This is a genomic window from Streptomyces yokosukanensis (assembly GCF_001514035.1).
GTDB classification, from domain to species: domain Bacteria; phylum Actinomycetota; class Actinomycetes; order Streptomycetales; family Streptomycetaceae; genus Streptomyces; species Streptomyces yokosukanensis.
The window spans coordinates 210,445-228,623 of record NZ_KQ948213.1; the positions used below are offsets into that span (position 1 = coordinate 210,445).

Consider the following 18,179-nt stretch of genomic DNA (forward strand, 5'->3'; position numbering starts at 1 on the left):
CTCCCTCGGCCGGGTGAGCCGGAGCCGTTTTCCCGGTGGGCCGTACCCCCCTGGCGCACCCCGGATGCGCCGGGATCCCGTACGGCCGAGGCTGTTCCCGATGTTTCTCGACGTCGGCACCCGGTGCCGGTCTCCGGGAGGGCTGGCCGGGGGAGTACAGGAGGTGGCGTGGACACGGCAGGCAGGGTTGACGCGTTGATGGAGGGGCTGCGGGCCGATCTGGTGCGGTTGGCCGCGATTCCGTCCGTGGCCTTTCCGGGCTATCCGGCGGAACCGGTGCTCGCGGCGCACGACCTTCTCGTGGAGTTGTTGCAGGGCGTCGGCGTCGAGCACATCGAGCGGATCGATCTGCCCGGTACCGCCCCGGTGATCTTCGCCGAGATTCCGCCGCCGGACCCCGTCGCGCCCACCGTCCTGCTCTACTCCCACTACGACGTCCAACCGGCCGGTGACGAGAGACTGTGGACGTCACCGCCGTTCGAGCCCACGCCGATCGAGGGCGGTCTGCGGGGCCGCGGTGTCGCGGACGACAAGGCCAATGCGATCGCGCACCTCGGCATGCTGCGGGCGTTCGACGGGCGGCCGCCGGTCGGGGTGAAGATCGTGTTCGAGGGGCAGGAGGAGTACGGCAGCCCGTTCGACGAGCATCCACCGACCGAGCCGGAGCGTTTCGCGTGCGATGCCGTCGTCATCGCCGACTGCGGCAATCTGCGTCCCGGCACCCCGTCCCTGACCACCGGACTGCGCGGTGTCGCCGAGGTGACCGTGGAGGTGCGCACGCTGGACCAGGCCCTGCACAGCGGGGAGTTCGGCGGGGCCGCGCCCGACGCGCTGCTCGTCCTGCTCAAGGCACTGGCCACCCTGCACGATGTGCACGGTGACGTCGCGGTGGCCGGCCTCAGAAGGCAGGCATGGGCAGGGGCCGCCTATGCCGAGGAGGAGTTCCGGGAGCTGGCGGGGGTGCGGGAAGGAATGCCGCTCATGGGCAGCGGGACGCTGGGGGAGCGGCTGTGGAGCGGTCCGGCGATCACGGTCATCGGGCTCGACGCACCGAGCGTCGACCACGCGACGTCCGCCGTCGTTCCGTACGCCCGCGCCAAGCTGAATGTGCGTTTTCATCCGCAGCAGGACCCCCGCGAGGCGCAGTCGGCGGTGGTCGGGCATCTGCGGTCGCTCAGGCCCTTCGGCGTGCCGCTCACCGTCACACCCGGTGACACCGGCCCCGGCTTCGAGGCCGTCACGGGCGGTCCCGCCTACCGGGCGGCTCTGGAGGCGCTGGCCCAGGCATGGGGCACCGAGGCGTCGTACATCGCGACGGGTGGTTCGATTCCGTTGGTCAACGGCTTGGCACGGGCCGCGCCCGACGCGGAGGTGCTGCTCTTCGGCGCCCAGGACAACCTGTGCAATCTGCATGCCCCGAACGAGCGTGTGCTGCTGTCGGAGCTGCGCAACACGGTCGTGGCGATGTGTGCGTTCGTCGAGAAGTACGCGAAGTACGCGACGCGCGCGACGCACGGGAGCCGCGCGGCCGGGGGCCGCGACGGGACGGACGGATGACGGGGGCGACCACGACCACCGGGGAACCGCCGGCCCACGAGGCGCCCACCGGCTCACGAGGCGCCCACCGGCTCACGAGGCGCCCACCGGCTCACGAGGCGTCCCGCGGCGAGGGGCATACCGTGGCCGTATGGACGACAGCAGCGCTCTCGCCCGCCTCGACCGGCGTGTGGCGGACTGCCGTGACTGCCCCCGGCTGGTCGAGTGGCGTGAGGAGGTGGCCCGTACGAAACGGGCCGCGTTCGCCGACTGGACGTACTGGGGGCGGCCGGTGCCCGGCTTCGGCCCGGCCGATGCCCGCCTGGTGATCATCGGGCTGGCCCCCGCCGCGCACGGCGGCAACCGAACCGGCCGGATGTTCACCGGCGACCGCTCCGGAGATGTGCTCTACCAGGCGCTGTACGACGTGGGGCTCGCCTCGCAACCCACCTCCGTCCACGCCGACGACGGGCTGGACCTGTACGGCGTCCGCGTCACCGCGCCCGTGCACTGCGCCCCGCCCGCCAACAAGCCGACCCCCGAAGAACGCGACACCTGCCGCCCCTGGCTGGTCCAGGAGCTGAGGCTGCTGCGCCCGACGCTGAGGGCCGCGGTCGTCCTCGGTGCCTTCGGCTGGCAGGCCGCGCTGCCCGCGTTCGCCGAGGCGGGCTGGACCGTGCCCCGGCCCCGTCCGGCCTTCGCCCACGGCACCCGAGTCCCGCTCGACGGACTGGACCTCTTCGGCTGCTTCCACGTCAGCCAGCGCAACACCTTCACCGGCCGGCTCACTCCCGAGATGCTGCGCGAGGTGCTGCACACGGCGGCGGAGTCGGCCGGGCTGCGTTAGGGAGTGCCGTCAGACTCCGGTCGCCGTCGGCGCGACCGCTGTCCGGCTCAGTCGCCGTCGCCCGGATCCGTTCCGAACAGGTGCCGTACCGTCGAGCGGTAGTTGGCGCGGACGTGGCCGAGTGCGTGGGCGCGGGCGCGGTCGGGGTCGCCGGAGGCGATCGCCTCGTACAACTCGCGGTGTTCGGTGAGGAGTTGGGGCCATTCCTCGTTCCTCCGGGTGAGCCAGCGCAGGCGGCCGTCGACCGGTTCCATGACTGAGATCAGCAGGCTGTTGCCGGCCAGGGCGCGGATGCGGTCGTGAAAGCGTGTGTTGATGTCCGTGATCGCCTCGGCGTCCCCCTCCTTCGTGGCCCGCGCCGCCTGGTCGAGCAGCTCCCGCAGCTCCGTCAGTGCCTCCGGGGTCACCCGGGACGCCGCCAGCCCTGCCGCGTACACCTCCAACGCCTCGCGCAGCTCGAAGAGTTCCCGGACGTCGGTCGGGGTCAGCCGGCGTACGACCGTGCGGCGGGCCGATTCGAAGAGGACGAAGCCCTCGGCGACCAGCGCGCGGATCGCCTCCCGCACCGGCACGCGCGAGACGCCGAACCGCTCGGCCAGCTCCCGTTCGACGAGTCGGTCACCCGGTCCAAGGCGCCCGGCGATGATGTCCTCCCGCAGGCTCGCCAGGACCCGCTCGCGCACCGCGCCCAGGGGTTCGATCTTCGTCATGTGCCCATCTTCGCCGACGCGAGGCGACTTTTACGGGGCCGTAACGGCAGCGACATCGGTCCGAACGCTTGACGACGGCACCATGTCGGCAGTTTGGTATACCAAATTCGACTCGCCGCCGACTCTTCTTGCCGGCGGTCCGTCCGAGTTCCTGCGGTACGGCCCCTTCGTCCCCCTGTCCAGGAGGCCCCGTGTCCCTCGCCGACCGCGCCGAAGCCACCGGCGCCCCCGCGTTCGTCCCCGACCCCCGCCTCGTCAACGAGGACCTCGCCCCCGCCAAGGAGCGGAACTGGAAGGTCTTCGACCTCTTCGCCATGTGGATGTCCGACGTCCACAACCTCGGCAACTACACCTTCGCCGCCGGTCTGCTGGTCCTCGGCATGAACGTCTGGCAGGTCTTCACCGCCCTGCTCGTCGGCTTCGTGCTCATCTACGCCGGCATGAACCGCATGGGCCGGATCGGCCAGCGTCACGGCGTGCCGTTCCCCGTGGTCAGCCGCATCAGCTTCGGTGTGTGGGGCGCCAACATCCCCGCGCTGATCAGAGCCGTGATCGCCATCATGTGGTACGGCATCCAGACCTATCTCGCCTCCGTCGCCGTCAATGTGATGCTGCTGGCGGCCTGGCCCGGCCTCGTGTCGCTCACCCACCACTCCTTCCTCGGCCTGGACGCGCTCGGCTGGATCTCCTTCGTCTCGCTCTGGCTGCTTCAGTGGGTGATCATCAGTCAGGGCATGGAGGCGGTGCGCAAGTTCCAGGACTTCTGCGGCCCGGTGATCTGGCTGGTGATGATCGCGCTCGCCGTCTGGGTCCTGGCCAAGGCCCACTGGAGCATCTCGCTCACCTCCACCCCGCACCCGGTGTCCACGGGCGAGCAGTGGCGGCAGTGGTTCGGCGCGATCGGGCTCATCCTCGCCACCTACGGCACGTTGATGCTCAACTTCTGCGACTTCTCGCGTTTCGCACCCGACTACCGGACCGTCCGGCGCGGCAACTTCTGGGGTCTGCCCATCAACTCCACCGCGTTCGTCGTCGTTTCGGTGATCGTGACGGCCGGCTCGCTGAAGGCGTTCGGACAGACCATCACCGACCCGGCGGAACTCGTCGCCAAGGTCGGCGACACCTGGGTGCTCGTCGTCGCCGCGCTCATGTTCGCGATCGCCACCATGGGGGTCAACATCGTCGCCAACTTCGTCTCACCGGCGTACGACCTCGCCAACGTCTGGCCACAGAAGATCACCTTCAAGGTCGGCGGCATGATCAGCACGGTGGCCGCGCTGGTCGTCACGCCGTGGAACCTCTTCTCGAACCCGACCGTCGTCAACTACTTCCTCGGCGGGCTCGGCGCCTTCCTGGGCCCCCTGTTCGGCGTGATCATGACCGACTACTACTGGGTCAAGCGCGGCAGGATCGACGTCGACGCGCTGTTCGACGCCCGGCCGGGGGCCCCGTACCTCTATCGCAGGGGCGTCAACCCGAGGGCGCTGTGGGCGTTCCTGCCCGCCGCCGCGGTCGCCGCCGTCATGGCCCTGGTGAAGGGCTTCAGCGATGTGGCGCCGTACTCCTGGTTCATCGGCACGGCACTCGCCGCCGCCCTGTACACGCTGCTCAGCCGCGGTGAGCGCTCGGCGTCGGCGGAGACGGCAGAGGGGATCTGACGGACGTGCGGATCATCGTCACCAACTGCAACACCACCCAGGAGATGACCGAGGAGATCGTCCGCGGCGCGCGGGCCGCCGCGGGAGCAGGCACCACCGTGACCGGTCTGACCCCCGCCTGGGGCCCGGCCTCCGCCGAGGGCTGGCTCGACAGCTATCTCTCCGCCGCCGCCGTCCTCGACACGCTGCGCACCTACGACGGACCCGGGTACGACGCCGTCGTCCTGGCCGGCTTCGGCGAGCACGGCCGGGAAGGCGTACGAGAGCTGGTCGACGTCCCCGTCGTCGACATCACCGAGGCAGCCGCCCACCTCGCCTGCCTCCTCGGCCGTCGGTACGGTGTCGTCACCACCCTCGACCGCTCCCGCGGTCAGATCGAGGACAGCCTGGAGACCGCCGGCGTGGCCCGCAACTGCGCCGCCGTCGTCGGCACCGGCCTCGCCGTCCTCGACCTCGCCGACGACGTCGGCCGTACGGAGGCCGCGTTCCTGGCGGCGGCCGAGCGGGCCCGGGACGCCGGCGCCGAGGTCCTGGTCCTCGGCTGCGCCGGTATGACGGGACTGCAGCGGGCGGTGGGGGAGAAGCTCGGGCTGCCGGTGGTCGACGGGGTCGCGGCGGCGGTCAAGCTCGCGGAATCCCTGGTCACCCTGGGCCTGACGACGAGCCGAACGGGCAGCTACGGCACGCCCCTGCCGAAGACCCGGCTGTGGGGCCGGCCCTCGGGCGAATCGCAAGGCGACCGGTCCTCGGGCGAGCCTGGCGGCGCCCTCTCCTAGGGTGAGCCGCAAGGCAACCGGGCCTCGGGCGAGCGGGCAGGCCGCCCATCCTCGGGCGGCCCGGACGGCAGCCGCATCTCCGGCGGGCCGGACGGCAGCCGCGCCTCCGGCGGGCCGGAAAGCAGCAACACCTTCGGCGAGTCGGCAGGTGGTCTCTCCCGGGGCGAGTCCGGAAGGCGGTCTCCGCTCCGGTGAACCGGACCGCGGCCTGATCCCTGGGCGGGCGGCTGCGCGGGCCGGGGTCAGGGCCGCCAGACGAAACGCACGTCCGGCTCCCGTTCCTCGTTGCCGCTGCCGTCGGTGGACTCGACGGCGCAGAAGCCGTGGCGCTCGTAGAAGCGATGGGCGGGCTTGTTGACCTGGAAGGTCCACAGGGTCAGACCGCCCGGACTGCGCTCCTTGGCCAGCGCCACGAACCGGTCGCCGATGCCGCGCCCCCGCCATCGCGGGTCCAGGTACAGCTGGGACAACTCCTCCTCGTGCAGGACCATCACACCGATGACCCCGCCACCGCCCGCATCCGCCACCCAGGTCTCCTGCGAGGGCACCACGACATCGCGGAAGAACGCCCGTACGTTGTCGTCGGAGTGCGGCCGGACGACCGTCGGCAGCGCGGCACGGAAGGACCGCAGCCACACATCGGCGGCGGCGCGGGCGTCCGCCGGCACGGCCCGGCGCAGCGTCACCTCGTCCGTCACCGGTCCTCCTCCCCTTCCGGCACCACGGCCGTGGCCGTGATCTCCACCAACTGCCCGGTGTAGCCGAGGCAGGCGACGCCGAGCAGCGTGGACGAGTGGGGCCCCGCGCTCAGCCCGGAGGCCTCCACGACCTCCCACACCGCGGACAGCACGGAGGGCTCGCCGCTGACCACGTACACCTCCGTGGCGACCACATGCGCCAAGTCGCTCCCGACAGCCGTCAGTTGTTCCCGAAGATTGGCGATCACCCGCTCGGCCTGCCGCACGGGGTCACCCGGTCCGACGATCTCCCCCTTCTCGTCGAGCGGCACGGCTCCCGCAAGAAACGCGAGCCTGGTGCCCGCTTCCACCACCGAGGCATGCGCATAGGTGGGCGGTGGGAAGAGTCCGGGCGCGTTCATGCGTCGGATCATGGCGGCTCCTGGACCTGGGTGCGCGACAACGGCCGGCCGGGCGGTCAGCGCCTCCGATCATCGGGCCGCACCGCCCCCGCCCGCACCTCAATTTCCGCGCCGCCGGGGATGCCCGAGTGCGCCCGGCTTCAGGCAGCGAGCAGGAGGGGCGCGCGCTCCGTCCCCTCAGCCGTCACTGTCCCTCCGGCCTGCGGGGGGGGGGTGTCCCAAATCGCGCCCCGGGCCCGGTGGGGGAGGCGTCGGCAGGGTGATCAGATCGCTGACCCCGGCCACCTCCTGCAGCGTTCGCGCGAGCGAGGTCAGGGACCGGCGCACCGCCGCGATCTCCACACGGAGCGCGTCCGAGTGCTCCCATTCCCGCTCCCACACCATCGGATCGCTGCCCTCGGGCCGGCGGGACTCGTACGCGGTGAGACGGGGATGCCACGACGACAGCAGCGGGCGCAGGACGCGGTTGAGGACGGTGACCGCGAGGAATCCGAAGCTGACGTTGCCGGGCGTCAGGGGTGGAGCGACGTCGGGGCCGTAGCGGCGCAGGATCTCCCGGGTGGTGTTGAAGAAGGTGTAGAAGGAGGACAGCGCCTCGCGCAGGAACCCCTCGTCGCGGCCCAGTTCCTCCACCGAGACCCGGGTCACCAGCTCCAGATACAGCTCCCAGGCCGCGCTGCGCTCCGCGTCGGCGGGTTCCCAGGTGCCGGAGATCTCGCCGACGAACGGGATCGTCAGCTTGGCCGTGATCTGCGAGGGACCACTCGGTCGCCGCCGCCTGCGCTGCCTGTGTGCCATGATCGCCCTCCCCGGTACCCACAGTAGGGTAAGTCGCCGTGTGGGACGTCTTCCTCAGTTACAGCCGCGGTGATGTGGAGCGGGTCCGTCCGCTCGTCCGTGCGCTGCGTGACGGCGGGCTGACGGTGTTCACGGACGAGACCGGCGTTGCCTCCTTCGCCGGCATCAGCGACACCATCCGGCGCGAACTGGGCCGTTCCAAGGCGCTGCTGGCGTACTACTCGGCCGCCTATCCCGAGCGGGAGGCCTGCCAGTGGGAGCTGACGACCGCCTATCTCGCGGGACTCGGAGAGGGCGATCCGCGGCGCCGTGTCATGGTCGTCAATCCGGAGGCGTTCACGGGGCACATCCATCCCGTCGAGCTGCGCGACGCCCGGCACGCCTCCGCCGACGACCCCGCCGCCCTCGTGGCCGTCGTACGCGAGCATGTCGCTCGGCTGGCCGGACCCATGACCCTCCCGGAGCGCGGCGGCGGGCGGGGCCGGTATCGGGCACCGGAGCCGCACCCCGAGTTCCTCGGCCGGCTCTCGGAACTCTGGCGTGTGCACTCCGCCCTGCACGCCCACGCCGCTCCGCTCACGGTCGGCCGGTCCGCGGCCCGTGCCGTGCAGATCCGGGGCATGGCCGGCATCGGCAAGACACTCCTCGCCGAGGAGTACGCGGTCCGCTTCGAGGCGGCGTACCCCGGCGGTGTGTTCCGGCTCGACGGACGGGACTTCGACGCGTCACTGCGCGCCTCCGGACTGAGCGGCGGTGCCCAGTCCGTCTTCCGCCAGTTCGACGCCGTCGGCGAACCGTTCCTGTGGATCGTCGACGGCGTCGACGTGGAGAGGACGCCCCTGCGGGCCATCGCGGCGACGGCCGCGCCCCACCCGCTCGGGCACACCGTCTTCACGCTGCGCAGCCGCGCGTACGACACCCTCGGCACACCGGTCGACCTGGGACCGCTGGACGACGCCCAGGCGCGCCAACTCGTCGGCGGCGACCGTGCGTTGGCCGACGCGGTCGGCGGCCACCCCCTCGCCCTCACGCTGCTGGGCCGCGCCCTGCAGGCCGGCCACCGCACCCAGGACCTGTACGACCGGCTGCACGCCCGCGGCGGATCCCTCCTCGACGCGCTCGCCGGCGACGACGTCACGGCGGCTGTCGTCCACGACGTGGACACCGCCGACGCGGCGGACGCACTGCGCTGCGCGGCGGCCCTGCACCCCCTGCCGGTGACGGCCGACGACGTGCGCCGGGTGCTGGCCGCCGTCGACCGGGTGCCGAAGGTCGTGGCGAGCCTGCGGGCGGGCAACGGCATCGCGGAACTGCGCACCCGCAGCCTGCTGACCCCGGCCGTCGAGACGGCCCAGGGACCTGCGGATGGCGACCGCTGGTCCCTCCACCCCGTGACCCTGCACGCCTGGCACCAGCACGACCCCGCGCCCGCCCGCACCGAAGCCCTGCGGCACGCGGCCCTGCGCACCCTCTGCGGCCACCGCGAGACCGTTACGCTGGCCCTACCCGGAAGCCGTAGGGAGGCCCTTGTGTCAGCAGCCCCCAGCGAGTCGGAGCGGATGGCGGCCTTCGACATCCAGGTCGAGCTGGTCACCCGGATCGGTGTGCAGGAACTGGCCCCCGGCACGGGAAGCCTGCGCGAGGCGCTGTCGTCGCTCAAGTCGCTCATCGACTTCACGCGCGCGACGCTGCACACCTACAGCATCCGGCTGGAGCAGGGCACGGCCGACGGCGCCGCCACGGTGCAGAGCCTCGCCTACGCCCTGATCAACGGCACCATCCGGCCCTTCACCACCACCTGGCACCCCCGGCTCGCCGCGTACGAGGCCCGCCGACCCGCCGATGCCGCACCGCTCGACCATGAACTCGGCTGGCCGGAGGCCTCGCAGATGCGGGCCGACCTCGCGGCGCTGCGCGAGCCGCTGCGGCGCATCGCGGAGGGGCTCGCGGAAATCTCGGGAGCGGACTTCGGGATGCCTGCGGCAGGCTGAGGCCATGCCCCAGCCACCCGCTCACGACCACCTCCCTCCCGCCCCCGACCACCTCCCTCCCGACTCCGAGTTCCTCGCCACCACCGCCGACCGCCTGGCCGCCCTCCCCACTGTGCGAGCCGTCGCCCTCGGCGGTTCCCGGGCCCAGGGCACCCACCGCCCCGACAGCGACTGGGACCTGGCCATCTACTACCGCGGCCCCTTCGACCCCGACGCCCTGCGGGCCGTCGGCTGGGCGGGCGAGGTGTCCGAGGTCGGGGCCTGGGGCGGCGGAGTGTTCAACGGCGGGGCCTGGCTGACCATCCCCGACGCTCGGCTCCGCTCGCGCGGGGGGACCCCCATCGGCCGCCGGGTGGATGTCCACTACCGGGACCTGGACGTGGTCGAGCACGAGCTGACGGAGGCGGCGGCGGGACGGTTCCGGGTGGAGCCGCTCCTCTTCCACCTGGCCGGTGTCCCCACCTATCTGCTGGTGGCCGAACTGGCCCTCAACCAGGTGCTCAGGGGCACCCTGCCCCGTCCGGCGGGCTACCCGGCCGAGCTGCGCGTCACCGCCGCCGACCGCTGGCACGGCACCGCCCGAGCCACCCTCGCCTACGCGAAGGCCCACCACGCCCCGCACGGCCGCCTCACCGAGACCGCCGGAGCCATCGCCACGGCCGCCGCCCAGGCCGCGCACGGAGTGCTCGCGGCACGCGGGGAGTGGGTGACCAACGAGAAGCGGCTGCTGGAGCGGGCCGGGCTGCGGTGCATGGACGATGTGTTGGGGACGCTACGAGTGGATCCTGAGGTGCTGTCTCAGGCAATCACAAGCGCCGAGGCCGCATTCTTCGCGGACTCATGAGATGAATATCGACGACCTCTCGGGACCTGGCTGGAAAGCACGTCGCCGTATCCAATGAATTGCTCGGCGCCAGTGGCAGGTCGGCGTCGACCGCGTCAGCCGCGAGCAGGCGGCACGATGGCTGCCGCCTGCTCCCCACCAGTTCGACCTACTGCTGGCTTACGAGTTCCTTGAGCTTGGCTCGCGTCTCGGCATCCGTGGAGAAGATGACCGTTCCGATCATCCCCCTGGTGAGCAACACCTTGTAGGTGTTCCGGATCAGTCGGTCCAGTTCATCGTCCGGCGTCGACTTCTTGAAAGCCGTGTCCTTGGACGCGGAGCGATCAGCCACCCAGCGATCCTCACGCCATACGAGATCCGGGCCGAGGATGACGCCGCTCCAGTCGTACTCGAATCCTTGAGCCGTGTACACGCACCCCACCTGGCCGAATCCCGCCGGATCCGTTGCCCAGAGGGCCGATGGCGGAGCACCTGCCACTCGTTTGTCACCGGCGACGTTCCACGGGCGGCGCCACTCGCCGATCACGACGTCTTCCGGCAAGTCCTGTCCTGCCGGGATCTTCTTCGTCCAGGGCCAGCAGTATCCGGCGGAGATGCGCGCGTTGTACCCCTCCGAACGCCGGGCCCGGAGCACGGACTCGAGTTCTTCAGGGGTCTCGGCGACCTGCAGAGTCACCTTGCCGTCCGGCACCCACTCGATCGGTCCTCCCGGCGCGAGCTCGAGAAGGCGTACGACCCACCGCAGGTATTCCTCACTTCCACCGCACCGGAACTGGTCTGCAAGGGGCACCACATGGCAGGTGTACCCCCTCGCAGCAGCGGCTGACTTGATGAACTCCACCGTTCCGGTCTCCCCGGGGCGCACGACCTGGTGCTCGTCGAGAAGGAAAACGGGAACGCGCGCCACGTCGAGCAGCTCGTCGATCTGTGGCCTGCCTGTGCGCTGGGCTGCGGGTGTGTATCGGTCCACGGACGTCTCCCTCAGGCGATGGGCCTCGTCGCAGATGAGTACGTCGAATTCCTCGGGCTTCGACTGCATGAAACTGTTGAAATACTTGAAGAGGCCCTTTACCCGCGTGTCGCCAGCCCCCGCGATCTTGCGCATCGTCTTCGTGAAGGACTGTGATCCGGTGGCATGTGCTGCCTTGTAGCCATTCCGGTCCAATTCGCCCAGCAGCGACAGGGCGATAACGCTCTTTCCCGACCCCGGACCGCCGGTGACGATCACGATCTCCTTAGGCCCGATTCCCTCGGCCTTGCGGACGGCGTTCAACACGAGTTCGTAGGCCAGACGCTGCTGCTTGAGCAGGATGAACTGCTCAGCGGAACGGACCTCGTCGGCTGCTACCCCCATGAGTTGCGTGGCTGGACGCGGCTCCGAGTTCAGGAGAGCGGCAGCCGCGTCAGCGCCCGGTGCAGGCGCCAGCCGTGAGCGCAGAGCGTCGATGAGTTGGTCCTGACCGTCACTCGTGAACAGCATCGTTTGCTCGCCCTGGGGGACGGCCTGAACACCGCTTGCCTTTGGTGCGGTGGTGTTGTGCAGGAACGCCGCACCAGCCACGTGTCCGGTTTCGTCGATAATTGCCCCATTGAACGCGGCAAGATAGTCGCAGGTGCCCTTGACCTCCTCGGCGGGGTTGAGGACGGGGGCGGGGTCGCCGTCTACGCTGCAGAGGGTGGAGGCTCCGTCGTATGGAGAGACTGAGGCCCAGTCCTTCAATTCCAAGACGAAGTAGGACGGGCGTCCGGTGTCCGGATGGTGCCCTGCCAGTACCACGGCAGCACGCATGCTGGTCAGCGGGAGATCAACGTTTCTCAGTACCTCGACCTGGTCAAGCCCTGCCGAGGTCAACAATTTGTTGAGAACGACGTGCAATGACTGTTCGTCTGTGGCTTCTGCGGATAGTGATGCGTCCGTCGGTAGAACGAGGAAATCTTCCTTCGGTACATCTGTCAGTACGCGAATCTGCTGCAGCGGACGCGACTTCGCATAGGCTCTGTGGAAGTCGCCGATACGGTCTTGGACCGCCGCCTCGAGACGATCGAGACTGCCCACTCGGGGTTGTCCTGCCACGACGTCCGTCATGGCGCGGGAGAAGAGGCTGAAGGTGTCACCCGAAGTCGTGTCGATGCTGTCCGGGTCCACCGCGGTGTCGTCGTGCCGAACATAGAGGGCAAGCTGGGCGGGCGAGCAAGCATAGACATAAGCGACTTTGCGCTGTGTGGCAGCTGCGCTCTTCCGTGTACCCCACTGCCTGTTGGCGACGGACATGGTGCCAGGATCGACTCCTTCCCGGCACGCGTCGATAAGGAAGACAACGCTCTCCGCCGCACTGTGATCCAGTTCTCGAGCCCAGTCGATCTCGATGCCGGCACGGTCGACGATGTTGAGGTATGCGTCCTCCGGGAGTAAGTAGTCCGCGCCGTTGATGTGAACGCCGTGCCCGCTCAGCATGATCAGGAGCACGTCGTTCCGGCCGGCGCTGGCAAGAAGCTTGCGGATCTCACCGTGCACGAAGTTCGGCGTCACACCGCGCCGGGATGTGGGAACGTCGACAGTCTGATATCCGCGGGCGCGGAGAGCGTCTGCAAGTCGCTCAAGATCTGTCGGTACGAACGGGAGGTTGGTCAGTGCCGGGTCGTCGTAATCGCTCGCGCCGATCAGGAGAGCTCTGAAACGTGGCATCATCGCGCTCCTACGGACGCTTGAACGTGAGCGTGAGCCCCCGTCCGTTCTGGATCTGTCCTGTTCCTAGCAGCTGAACGCCGCCGCTGGCAGTCACTTGGAAAGAGAGCTGAGCCTCGGCCAGGGGAAGGGCCCCTCCCCGTGCCGCCACGTCGGCGAAGATCTGCTGCAGAGCGTCCACGGTCTCGGTGAGGTTCTTGCGTAGCGGCCCCAGCGGTACGGAGCGCAGAACGGCTTCCGGGTCGCGGCCGAAGACCCCCATGGTGTCGTCGGCACGTGAGTCGTCTTCCTCCAGCGTCACCCAGAAAGGAAGCGTCTCCGGAGCTATGTGATCGGTGTTCTGGCTCATGTTTCTCCCTTGATCAACGGAAGGTGTGTCACAACCCTAGGTGGTGAGGGTGCTACAGATCCGTCCGATGCCGGTCCGGGACAGGGATGGGTTCCGCGGACTGCGCCCGCCGGGGCACCTGTTGCCGTGCACCCGTCCTGCTCGTGCGTCGGAGCCCTGCATGGGACGGCGCGGTGCCATCTGTGCTGATCCGGCCCTCCATGGAGGGCCGGCGCTCGGCTTCGAAGGGATTGCGTTCATAAAGAACTCGGCCGTCCCCGGCATCTTTCACCTCCCCGAAACGTGTCCGCCCCGTTTGCCCCCCGAAACGGCTCTACCGTTGAGGCACAGCCCGCCGGCCACCGTCGTCCGAAGGCCCACCCCGCCCTCGTACGAACAGGAGCCCCATGTCGCGCCCCGCCGCACTGTCCGTGCCTCTCTGGCTCGCCCATGCCCTGCGGGCTCAGCGCGGCCCCGTTCCCTGGGGTGCGGTGATCCGGGGCGGGCTCGCCGCCGGGCCGTTGCTGCTCGCCGGGGTGCTCGCCGGGCGGACGCCCCTCGGTGTGCTCGCCGCCATCGCCGCGATGCTCGCCGGCATCAACGACCGGCCCGGCGGCCGGCGGGTCTCCGTCAAGCGGCTCGGGGTGCCCGCGGCCGCCGGTGCCCTCGGGCTGCTCGTGGGCACCGGTGCCGGGCAGGGGCTGGCCGCCGTACCGCTCACCCTGGCGCTCACCGGGCTCGGGCTGCTCGCCGGCGGCATCAGCGCGGTCGGGCCCGTCGCGTCCGCCGCGGGGACGCAGCTGCTCGTCGGAGCCGCGCTCGGCGCCGGGATGCCGGCGGCCGAGAGCGGCGGGCAGCGGGCCCTCGCCTTCCTCGCCGGGGCCGGCTGGCTCCTTGCGCTGCGGCTCGCCCTGCCCACGCCCGGTTCGCTCGCCGGGGACTTCCGGTTCGACGGGGAGCGGGCGGCGGTCGCCGAGGTGTACGACGCCGTCGCCGCGCTGCTCGGAGCCGTGGGCGGGCCGCGGGCCACCGCGCGGCGGGCCGCGCTCACCGCCGCCCTCGACCATGCCCAGGACGCCCTCGCCGGGCCCCGGCTGCGCCGGTACGCCAGTTCCGGCGCAGAGCGCCGGCTGCACGCCCAGTACACGGCCGCCCTCCCTCTCGCCGAGGCCGCGACCGCCCTGTTCTGGGCGGGGGAGCCGGTCTCCGCGCGGGCCGCGGAAGGCCCCCGCAGACTCGCCGCCGCCGTCCGCGGCAACACCGGTACCGGTCCGCTGCCCGCCCCCAGCCGGTCCGTTCCCGCCCTGCGCGCCCTCGACGACGCCTTGCTGCGCGCCGCCGAGACCTTCGACCGGACGGACGGCGCGCAACAGCGGCCGCTCGCCCGGCGCCGGGGCGCCAAGGGCGCCGTACGCGCCGCGCTCGGCGTCGGCGGACGCGAGTACGGGCTGCGCGTCGCCCTCTGCTTCGGGGCCAGCGCCGCCATCGCCCAGGCGCTGCACCACACCCGCTGGTACGGCCAGCACCAGCACTGGTACTGGCTGCCCGCCACCGCCGTCTTCCTGGTCAAGCCCGATCTCGGGCCGCTCGCCTCGCGGGTGCTGTGCCGGGCCGCCGGGACCGTGTTCGGCGCCCTGGTCTTCGCCGGGCTCGCCGCGGTGCTGCCCCGGCCCGCCGGGCTGATCGCGCTGGTCGCGGTCTGCGGTGCGCTGGTCCCGGTCGCCACCCGGCACTTCGCCGCGCAGACCGCCGTCGTCACCGTCCTCGTCCTCGCCCTGGTGATGGCCGGCGGCGAGCCGCAGGCCTCCGTCAGCCGCATCGGCGAGACCCTGCTGGCCTGCGCGCTCGTGCTGGTCGTCGGGCATCTTCCGATGCCGGGGGAGCGCGGCGGCGGGGTGCGGGCGCGGCTCGGCGCGGCAGGAGGCGCCGCGCACGCCTACCTGGTGCACGTCCTCGGCGAGTCCGGCGACCGGGCCGAGCGGTGGGTACTGCGCCGGGAGGCCTATCGCACCCTCGCCGAGGCCCGTACCGCGATCGCGGTCGCCGCCGCCGAACTGCCGGCCCTCGCCCGGCACACCGCGGGCACGGGCGCCGTCGCCGACACGCTGGAGCGACTTGTCGACACCACCACCGCCTGCGCCGTCCACCTCGACGACACCGGTCGGCTCACGCCTCGGCACATCGGACAACTCCACCAGGCGCTGAAGGAGTTGGAGACACAGGGCGTCGAAGTGCCGTTGCCGGCGGCCGCGTAGCCGCACGGTGGGCGCATGTGCGCCTCCCCCGCCGATCTCGTCATCACCGGCTGCACCGTGCTCGTCCACGACGAGGACGAACGGATCGGGTTCCGTCCGGACGCCGCGATCGTCGTACGCGACCGCCTCGTCGAGTCGGTGACGACAGCCGCGCAGGTGCGCGATCTGCCCGCCGTGGAGCGGATCGAGGCGCGCGGGCAGGTCGCCATGCCGGGACTGATCAACTGCCATACGCACGCGCCGATGGCGGTGCTGCGCGGCCTCGCCGAGGATCTGCCCGTCGAGGAGTGGTTCAACGACGTCGTCTGGCCCGTCGAGTCCAATCTCACGCCCGATGACGTCGAGTTGGGCGCCCGGCTCGCCTGCGCCGAGATGATCCGGGGCGGGGTGACCTGCTTCGCCGACCACTACTTCCACATGGACACCGTCGCCGCCGTCGTCGCCGAGTGCGGGCTGCGCGCCCACCTCGGCGAGGCCTACTTCTCCAGCCAGGGCCCGGCGGGCCGGGAGCGCTCGGCGGAGTTCGCGCTGCGCCACCGCGGCACCGCCGACGGCCGTGTCACCACCGCCCTCGCCCCGCACGCCCCCTACACCGTCACCGACGCCGACCTCACCGCCACCGCCGAACTCGCCCGCCGGCACGGGCTGCCCGTCCACCTCCACGCCGCCGAGAACCGCGACCAGACCGACACCAGCCTCGCCCGGCACGGCCTCACCCCCATCGAGGTCCTGGAGCGGACCGGACTGCTCGACACCGACCTGCTCATCGCGCACGGCACCGGCATCCTGGAACGCGACCTCCCGCTGCTGGCCCGCACCGGAGGCCGTACGGCCGTGGCGACCGCGCCCCGCGGCTACCTCCGGTTCGCCTGGCCGGACACCACCCCGGTACGAGCCCTGGGCGCGGCCGGTGTCCCCGTCGGTCTGGCCACGGACGGCGCCGCCTCCAACAACTCCCTCGACGTGTGGGAGGCGATGACGCTGACCGCCCTGATCCAGAAGTCCACCGAAGGCGACGCCCGCTGGCTGACGTCCCGTCAGGCCCTGCACCACGCCACCCTGCAGAGCGCCCGCGCGGTCGGCCTCGGCGGCAGCGTGGGCACCCTGGCGCCCGGCCGGCGCGCCGACATCATCCTGGTCGACCTCACCGGCCCGCACACCCAGCCCGTCCACGACCTCGCCGCCACCCTCGTGCACAGCGCCCGCGCGGCGGACGTCCGCACGACCGTCGTCGACGGCCGGATCCTGATGCGCGACCGCGCCCTGCTCACCCTCGACCTGCCCGCCGCCGTCGGCGAGTTGGAGCGCCGCCTGCCCGCGCTGACCGACCGCGGTCACGGTCGGCGCATCCAGGAGTACGACACCTGAGCCCGCGTAGGCTGCGGATCATGGATCTCGCGGACGGTCTCATCGACCACCCCTACGACGTCTACCGACGTCTGCGCGACACCGCGCCCGTGCACCGCATCACCGGCCCCGACGGCACCCCCGCCTGGCTCGTGACCCGGTACGAGGACGCCCGGGCCGCGCTCGCCGACCCCCGGCTCTCGCTGGACAAGCGGCACGCGACGGCCGGCAGCTACAAGGGGTTCTCGCTACCGCCCGCGCTGGACGCCAACCTCCTCAACATGGACGCGCCGGACCACACCCGCATCCGGCGCCTGGTCAGCCGCGCCTTTACTCCGCGCCGCGTCCGGCAACTGCACGAGCCCATCCGCCGTACCGCCGACCAGCTCCTCGACGCGCTCGGCCCGCACGGCACCACCGACCTGATCGCCTCCTACGCGGCCCCGCTGCCCATCACCGTCATCTGCGACCTGCTCGGTGTGCCGGAGAGCCATCGCCTGGACTTCCGGATCTGGACGGACACCCTCGTCGCCCCGGACCCGGCCCGGCCCGAAGCCGCCCGGGGAGCGGTGGTCGCCATGCTCGGCTTCTTCACCCGGCTCCTCGCCGCCAAGCGGGCCGAGCCCGCCGACGACCTCCTCTCCGACCTGATCGCCGTACGCGACGAGGACGGCGACCGGCTCGGCGAGGACGAACTGATGTCGCTGGCCTTCCTCATCCTGTTCGCCGGTTACGAGAACACGGTCCAGCTCATCGGCAACGCCGCCCTCGCCCTCCTGCGCCACCCCGACCAGCTCGCCGTCCTGCGCGAGGATCCGACCCGACTGCCCGCCGCCGTGGAGGAACTGGTCCGTTACGAGGGCCCCGCCCTGCTCGCGATCCGCCGGTTCCCGGTCGAGGACGTGACCATCGCGGGCGTCACCGTCCCCGCCGGGGAGACGGTCCTGGTGTCCCTGTCCGCCGCCAACCGTGACCCCGCCCGCTTCCCCGACCCCGACCGCCTCGACCTCTCCCGCGACGCCGCCGGACATCTCGCCCTCGGCCACGGCGTCCACTTCTGCCTCGGTGCGCCCCTGGCCCGCGCGGAGACGGAGATCGCCCTGACGGCCCTGCTGGAGCGCTTTCCCGAACTTGCCCTGGACGACGGGGAGTTGGAGTGGCGTCCGTCGCTGCGGGGCCGCGGGCTGCTGGCCCTGCCGGTGAGGTACTGAGCACGGGCCGACGGAATGGGAAACAGGCCGGAAAGAATCTCCGTGCGCGGCGATGAGTTCCGTATCCACCGACGGTCACCCCTTGCGAACCGA

At 71.3% G+C, this 18,179-nt stretch carries 15 protein-coding genes; 9 read left to right on the forward strand and 6 right to left on the reverse strand.

The genetic code is table 11. The annotated features are described in order from the left end of the window. The first annotated feature begins 168 nt into the window (after window positions 1–168). Both AQI95_RS20895 and AQI95_RS20900 read left to right on the forward strand, forming a co-directional pair. The gene (locus AQI95_RS20895; protein WP_279617014.1) at window positions 169–1,557 is read left to right on the forward strand and encodes a M20/M25/M40 family metallo-hydrolase; all 1,389 of its coding nucleotides are present in this window, start codon (window positions 169–171) and stop codon (window positions 1,555–1,557) included. A gap of 130 nt (window positions 1,558–1,687) precedes the next feature. Continuing rightward, window positions 1,688–2,383 (forward strand): uracil-DNA glycosylase, encoded by a 696-nt coding sequence (locus AQI95_RS20900; protein WP_067125600.1) that lies wholly within the window; start codon window positions 1,688–1,690, stop codon window positions 2,381–2,383. Between the two features lie 47 nt (window positions 2,384–2,430). Here the strand turns inward: AQI95_RS20900 and AQI95_RS20905 are convergent, their stop codons facing one another. Further along, window positions 2,431–3,093 (reverse strand): GntR family transcriptional regulator, encoded by a 663-nt coding sequence (locus AQI95_RS20905; RefSeq protein WP_067125603.1) that lies wholly within the window; start codon window positions 3,091–3,093, stop codon window positions 2,431–2,433. A 191-nt stretch (window positions 3,094–3,284) separates the two neighbouring features. Here AQI95_RS20905 and AQI95_RS20910 point away from each other — a divergent pair, with 191 nt between their 5' ends. After that, window positions 3,285–4,751, forward strand: a complete 1,467-nt coding sequence (locus AQI95_RS20910; RefSeq protein ID WP_067125605.1) for an NCS1 family nucleobase:cation symporter-1 — start codon at window positions 3,285–3,287, stop codon at window positions 4,749–4,751. Between the two features lie 5 nt (window positions 4,752–4,756). Then, window positions 4,757–5,527, forward strand: a complete 771-nt coding sequence (locus AQI95_RS20915; protein WP_067125609.1) for an aspartate/glutamate racemase family protein — start codon at window positions 4,757–4,759, stop codon at window positions 5,525–5,527. A gap of 242 nt (window positions 5,528–5,769) precedes the next feature. Here AQI95_RS20915 and AQI95_RS20920 read toward each other — a convergent pair whose 3' ends face one another. The 3 genes from AQI95_RS20920 to AQI95_RS20930 form a co-directional block, all read right to left on the reverse strand. Further along, window positions 5,770–6,225 (reverse strand): GNAT family N-acetyltransferase, encoded by a 456-nt coding sequence (locus AQI95_RS20920; RefSeq protein ID WP_067125612.1) that lies wholly within the window; start codon window positions 6,223–6,225, stop codon window positions 5,770–5,772. After that, a complete protein-coding gene (locus AQI95_RS20925; protein ID WP_067125614.1) occupies window positions 6,222–6,638 on the reverse strand; it encodes a RidA family protein in 417 nt (138 codons plus the stop codon). Before AQI95_RS20925 ends, AQI95_RS20920 begins: the two co-directional genes overlap by 4 nt. Before the next feature lie 165 nt (window positions 6,639–6,803). After that, window positions 6,804–7,424, reverse strand: coding sequence for a hypothetical protein (locus AQI95_RS20930; protein ID WP_067125616.1), 621 nt, complete (start codon window positions 7,422–7,424; stop codon window positions 6,804–6,806). Between the two features lie 38 nt (window positions 7,425–7,462). On the opposite strand from AQI95_RS20930, the gene AQI95_RS20935 reads away from it, so the two are divergent. Beyond that, window positions 7,463–9,415, forward strand: a complete 1,953-nt coding sequence (locus AQI95_RS20935) for a toll/interleukin-1 receptor domain-containing protein (protein ID WP_067125618.1) — start codon at window positions 7,463–7,465, stop codon at window positions 9,413–9,415. Between the two features lie 4 nt (window positions 9,416–9,419). Continuing rightward, on the forward strand, window positions 9,420–10,259 hold the full coding sequence (locus tag AQI95_RS20940) for a nucleotidyltransferase domain-containing protein (protein ID WP_067125620.1): 840 nt from the start codon (window positions 9,420–9,422) through the stop codon (window positions 10,257–10,259). Window positions 10,260–10,407: 148 nt separating this feature from the next. Here the strand turns inward: AQI95_RS20940 and AQI95_RS20945 are convergent, their stop codons facing one another. Continuing rightward, entirely contained in the window at window positions 10,408–12,948 is a 2,541-nt protein-coding gene (locus AQI95_RS20945; RefSeq protein WP_341849472.1) for a DNA/RNA helicase domain-containing protein, read from the reverse strand. A gap of 7 nt (window positions 12,949–12,955) precedes the next feature. Further along, on the reverse strand, window positions 12,956–13,294 hold the full coding sequence (locus tag AQI95_RS20950; protein WP_067125622.1) for a Pepco domain-containing protein: 339 nt from the start codon (window positions 13,292–13,294) through the stop codon (window positions 12,956–12,958). A gap of 386 nt (window positions 13,295–13,680) precedes the next feature. On the opposite strand from AQI95_RS20950, the gene AQI95_RS20955 reads away from it, so the two are divergent. Genes AQI95_RS20955 through AQI95_RS20965 form a run of 3 tightly spaced genes read left to right on the forward strand, consistent with a single transcriptional unit; the run spans window position 13,681 to window position 18,086 of the window. Beyond that, window positions 13,681–15,528 carry an FUSC family protein gene (locus AQI95_RS20955; RefSeq protein WP_107121705.1) on the forward strand — a complete coding sequence of 616 codons (1,848 nt, stop codon included), beginning with the start codon at window positions 13,681–13,683 and terminating at the stop codon, window positions 15,526–15,528. A 15-nt stretch (window positions 15,529–15,543) separates the two neighbouring features. After that, a complete protein-coding gene (locus tag AQI95_RS20960; protein WP_067125624.1) occupies window positions 15,544–16,896 on the forward strand; it encodes an amidohydrolase in 1,353 nt (450 codons plus the stop codon). Between the two features lie 20 nt (window positions 16,897–16,916). Next, window positions 16,917–18,086, forward strand: a complete 1,170-nt coding sequence (locus tag AQI95_RS20965) for a cytochrome P450 family protein (RefSeq protein ID WP_067125626.1) — start codon at window positions 16,917–16,919, stop codon at window positions 18,084–18,086. Window positions 18,087–18,179: the final 93 nt, after the last annotated feature.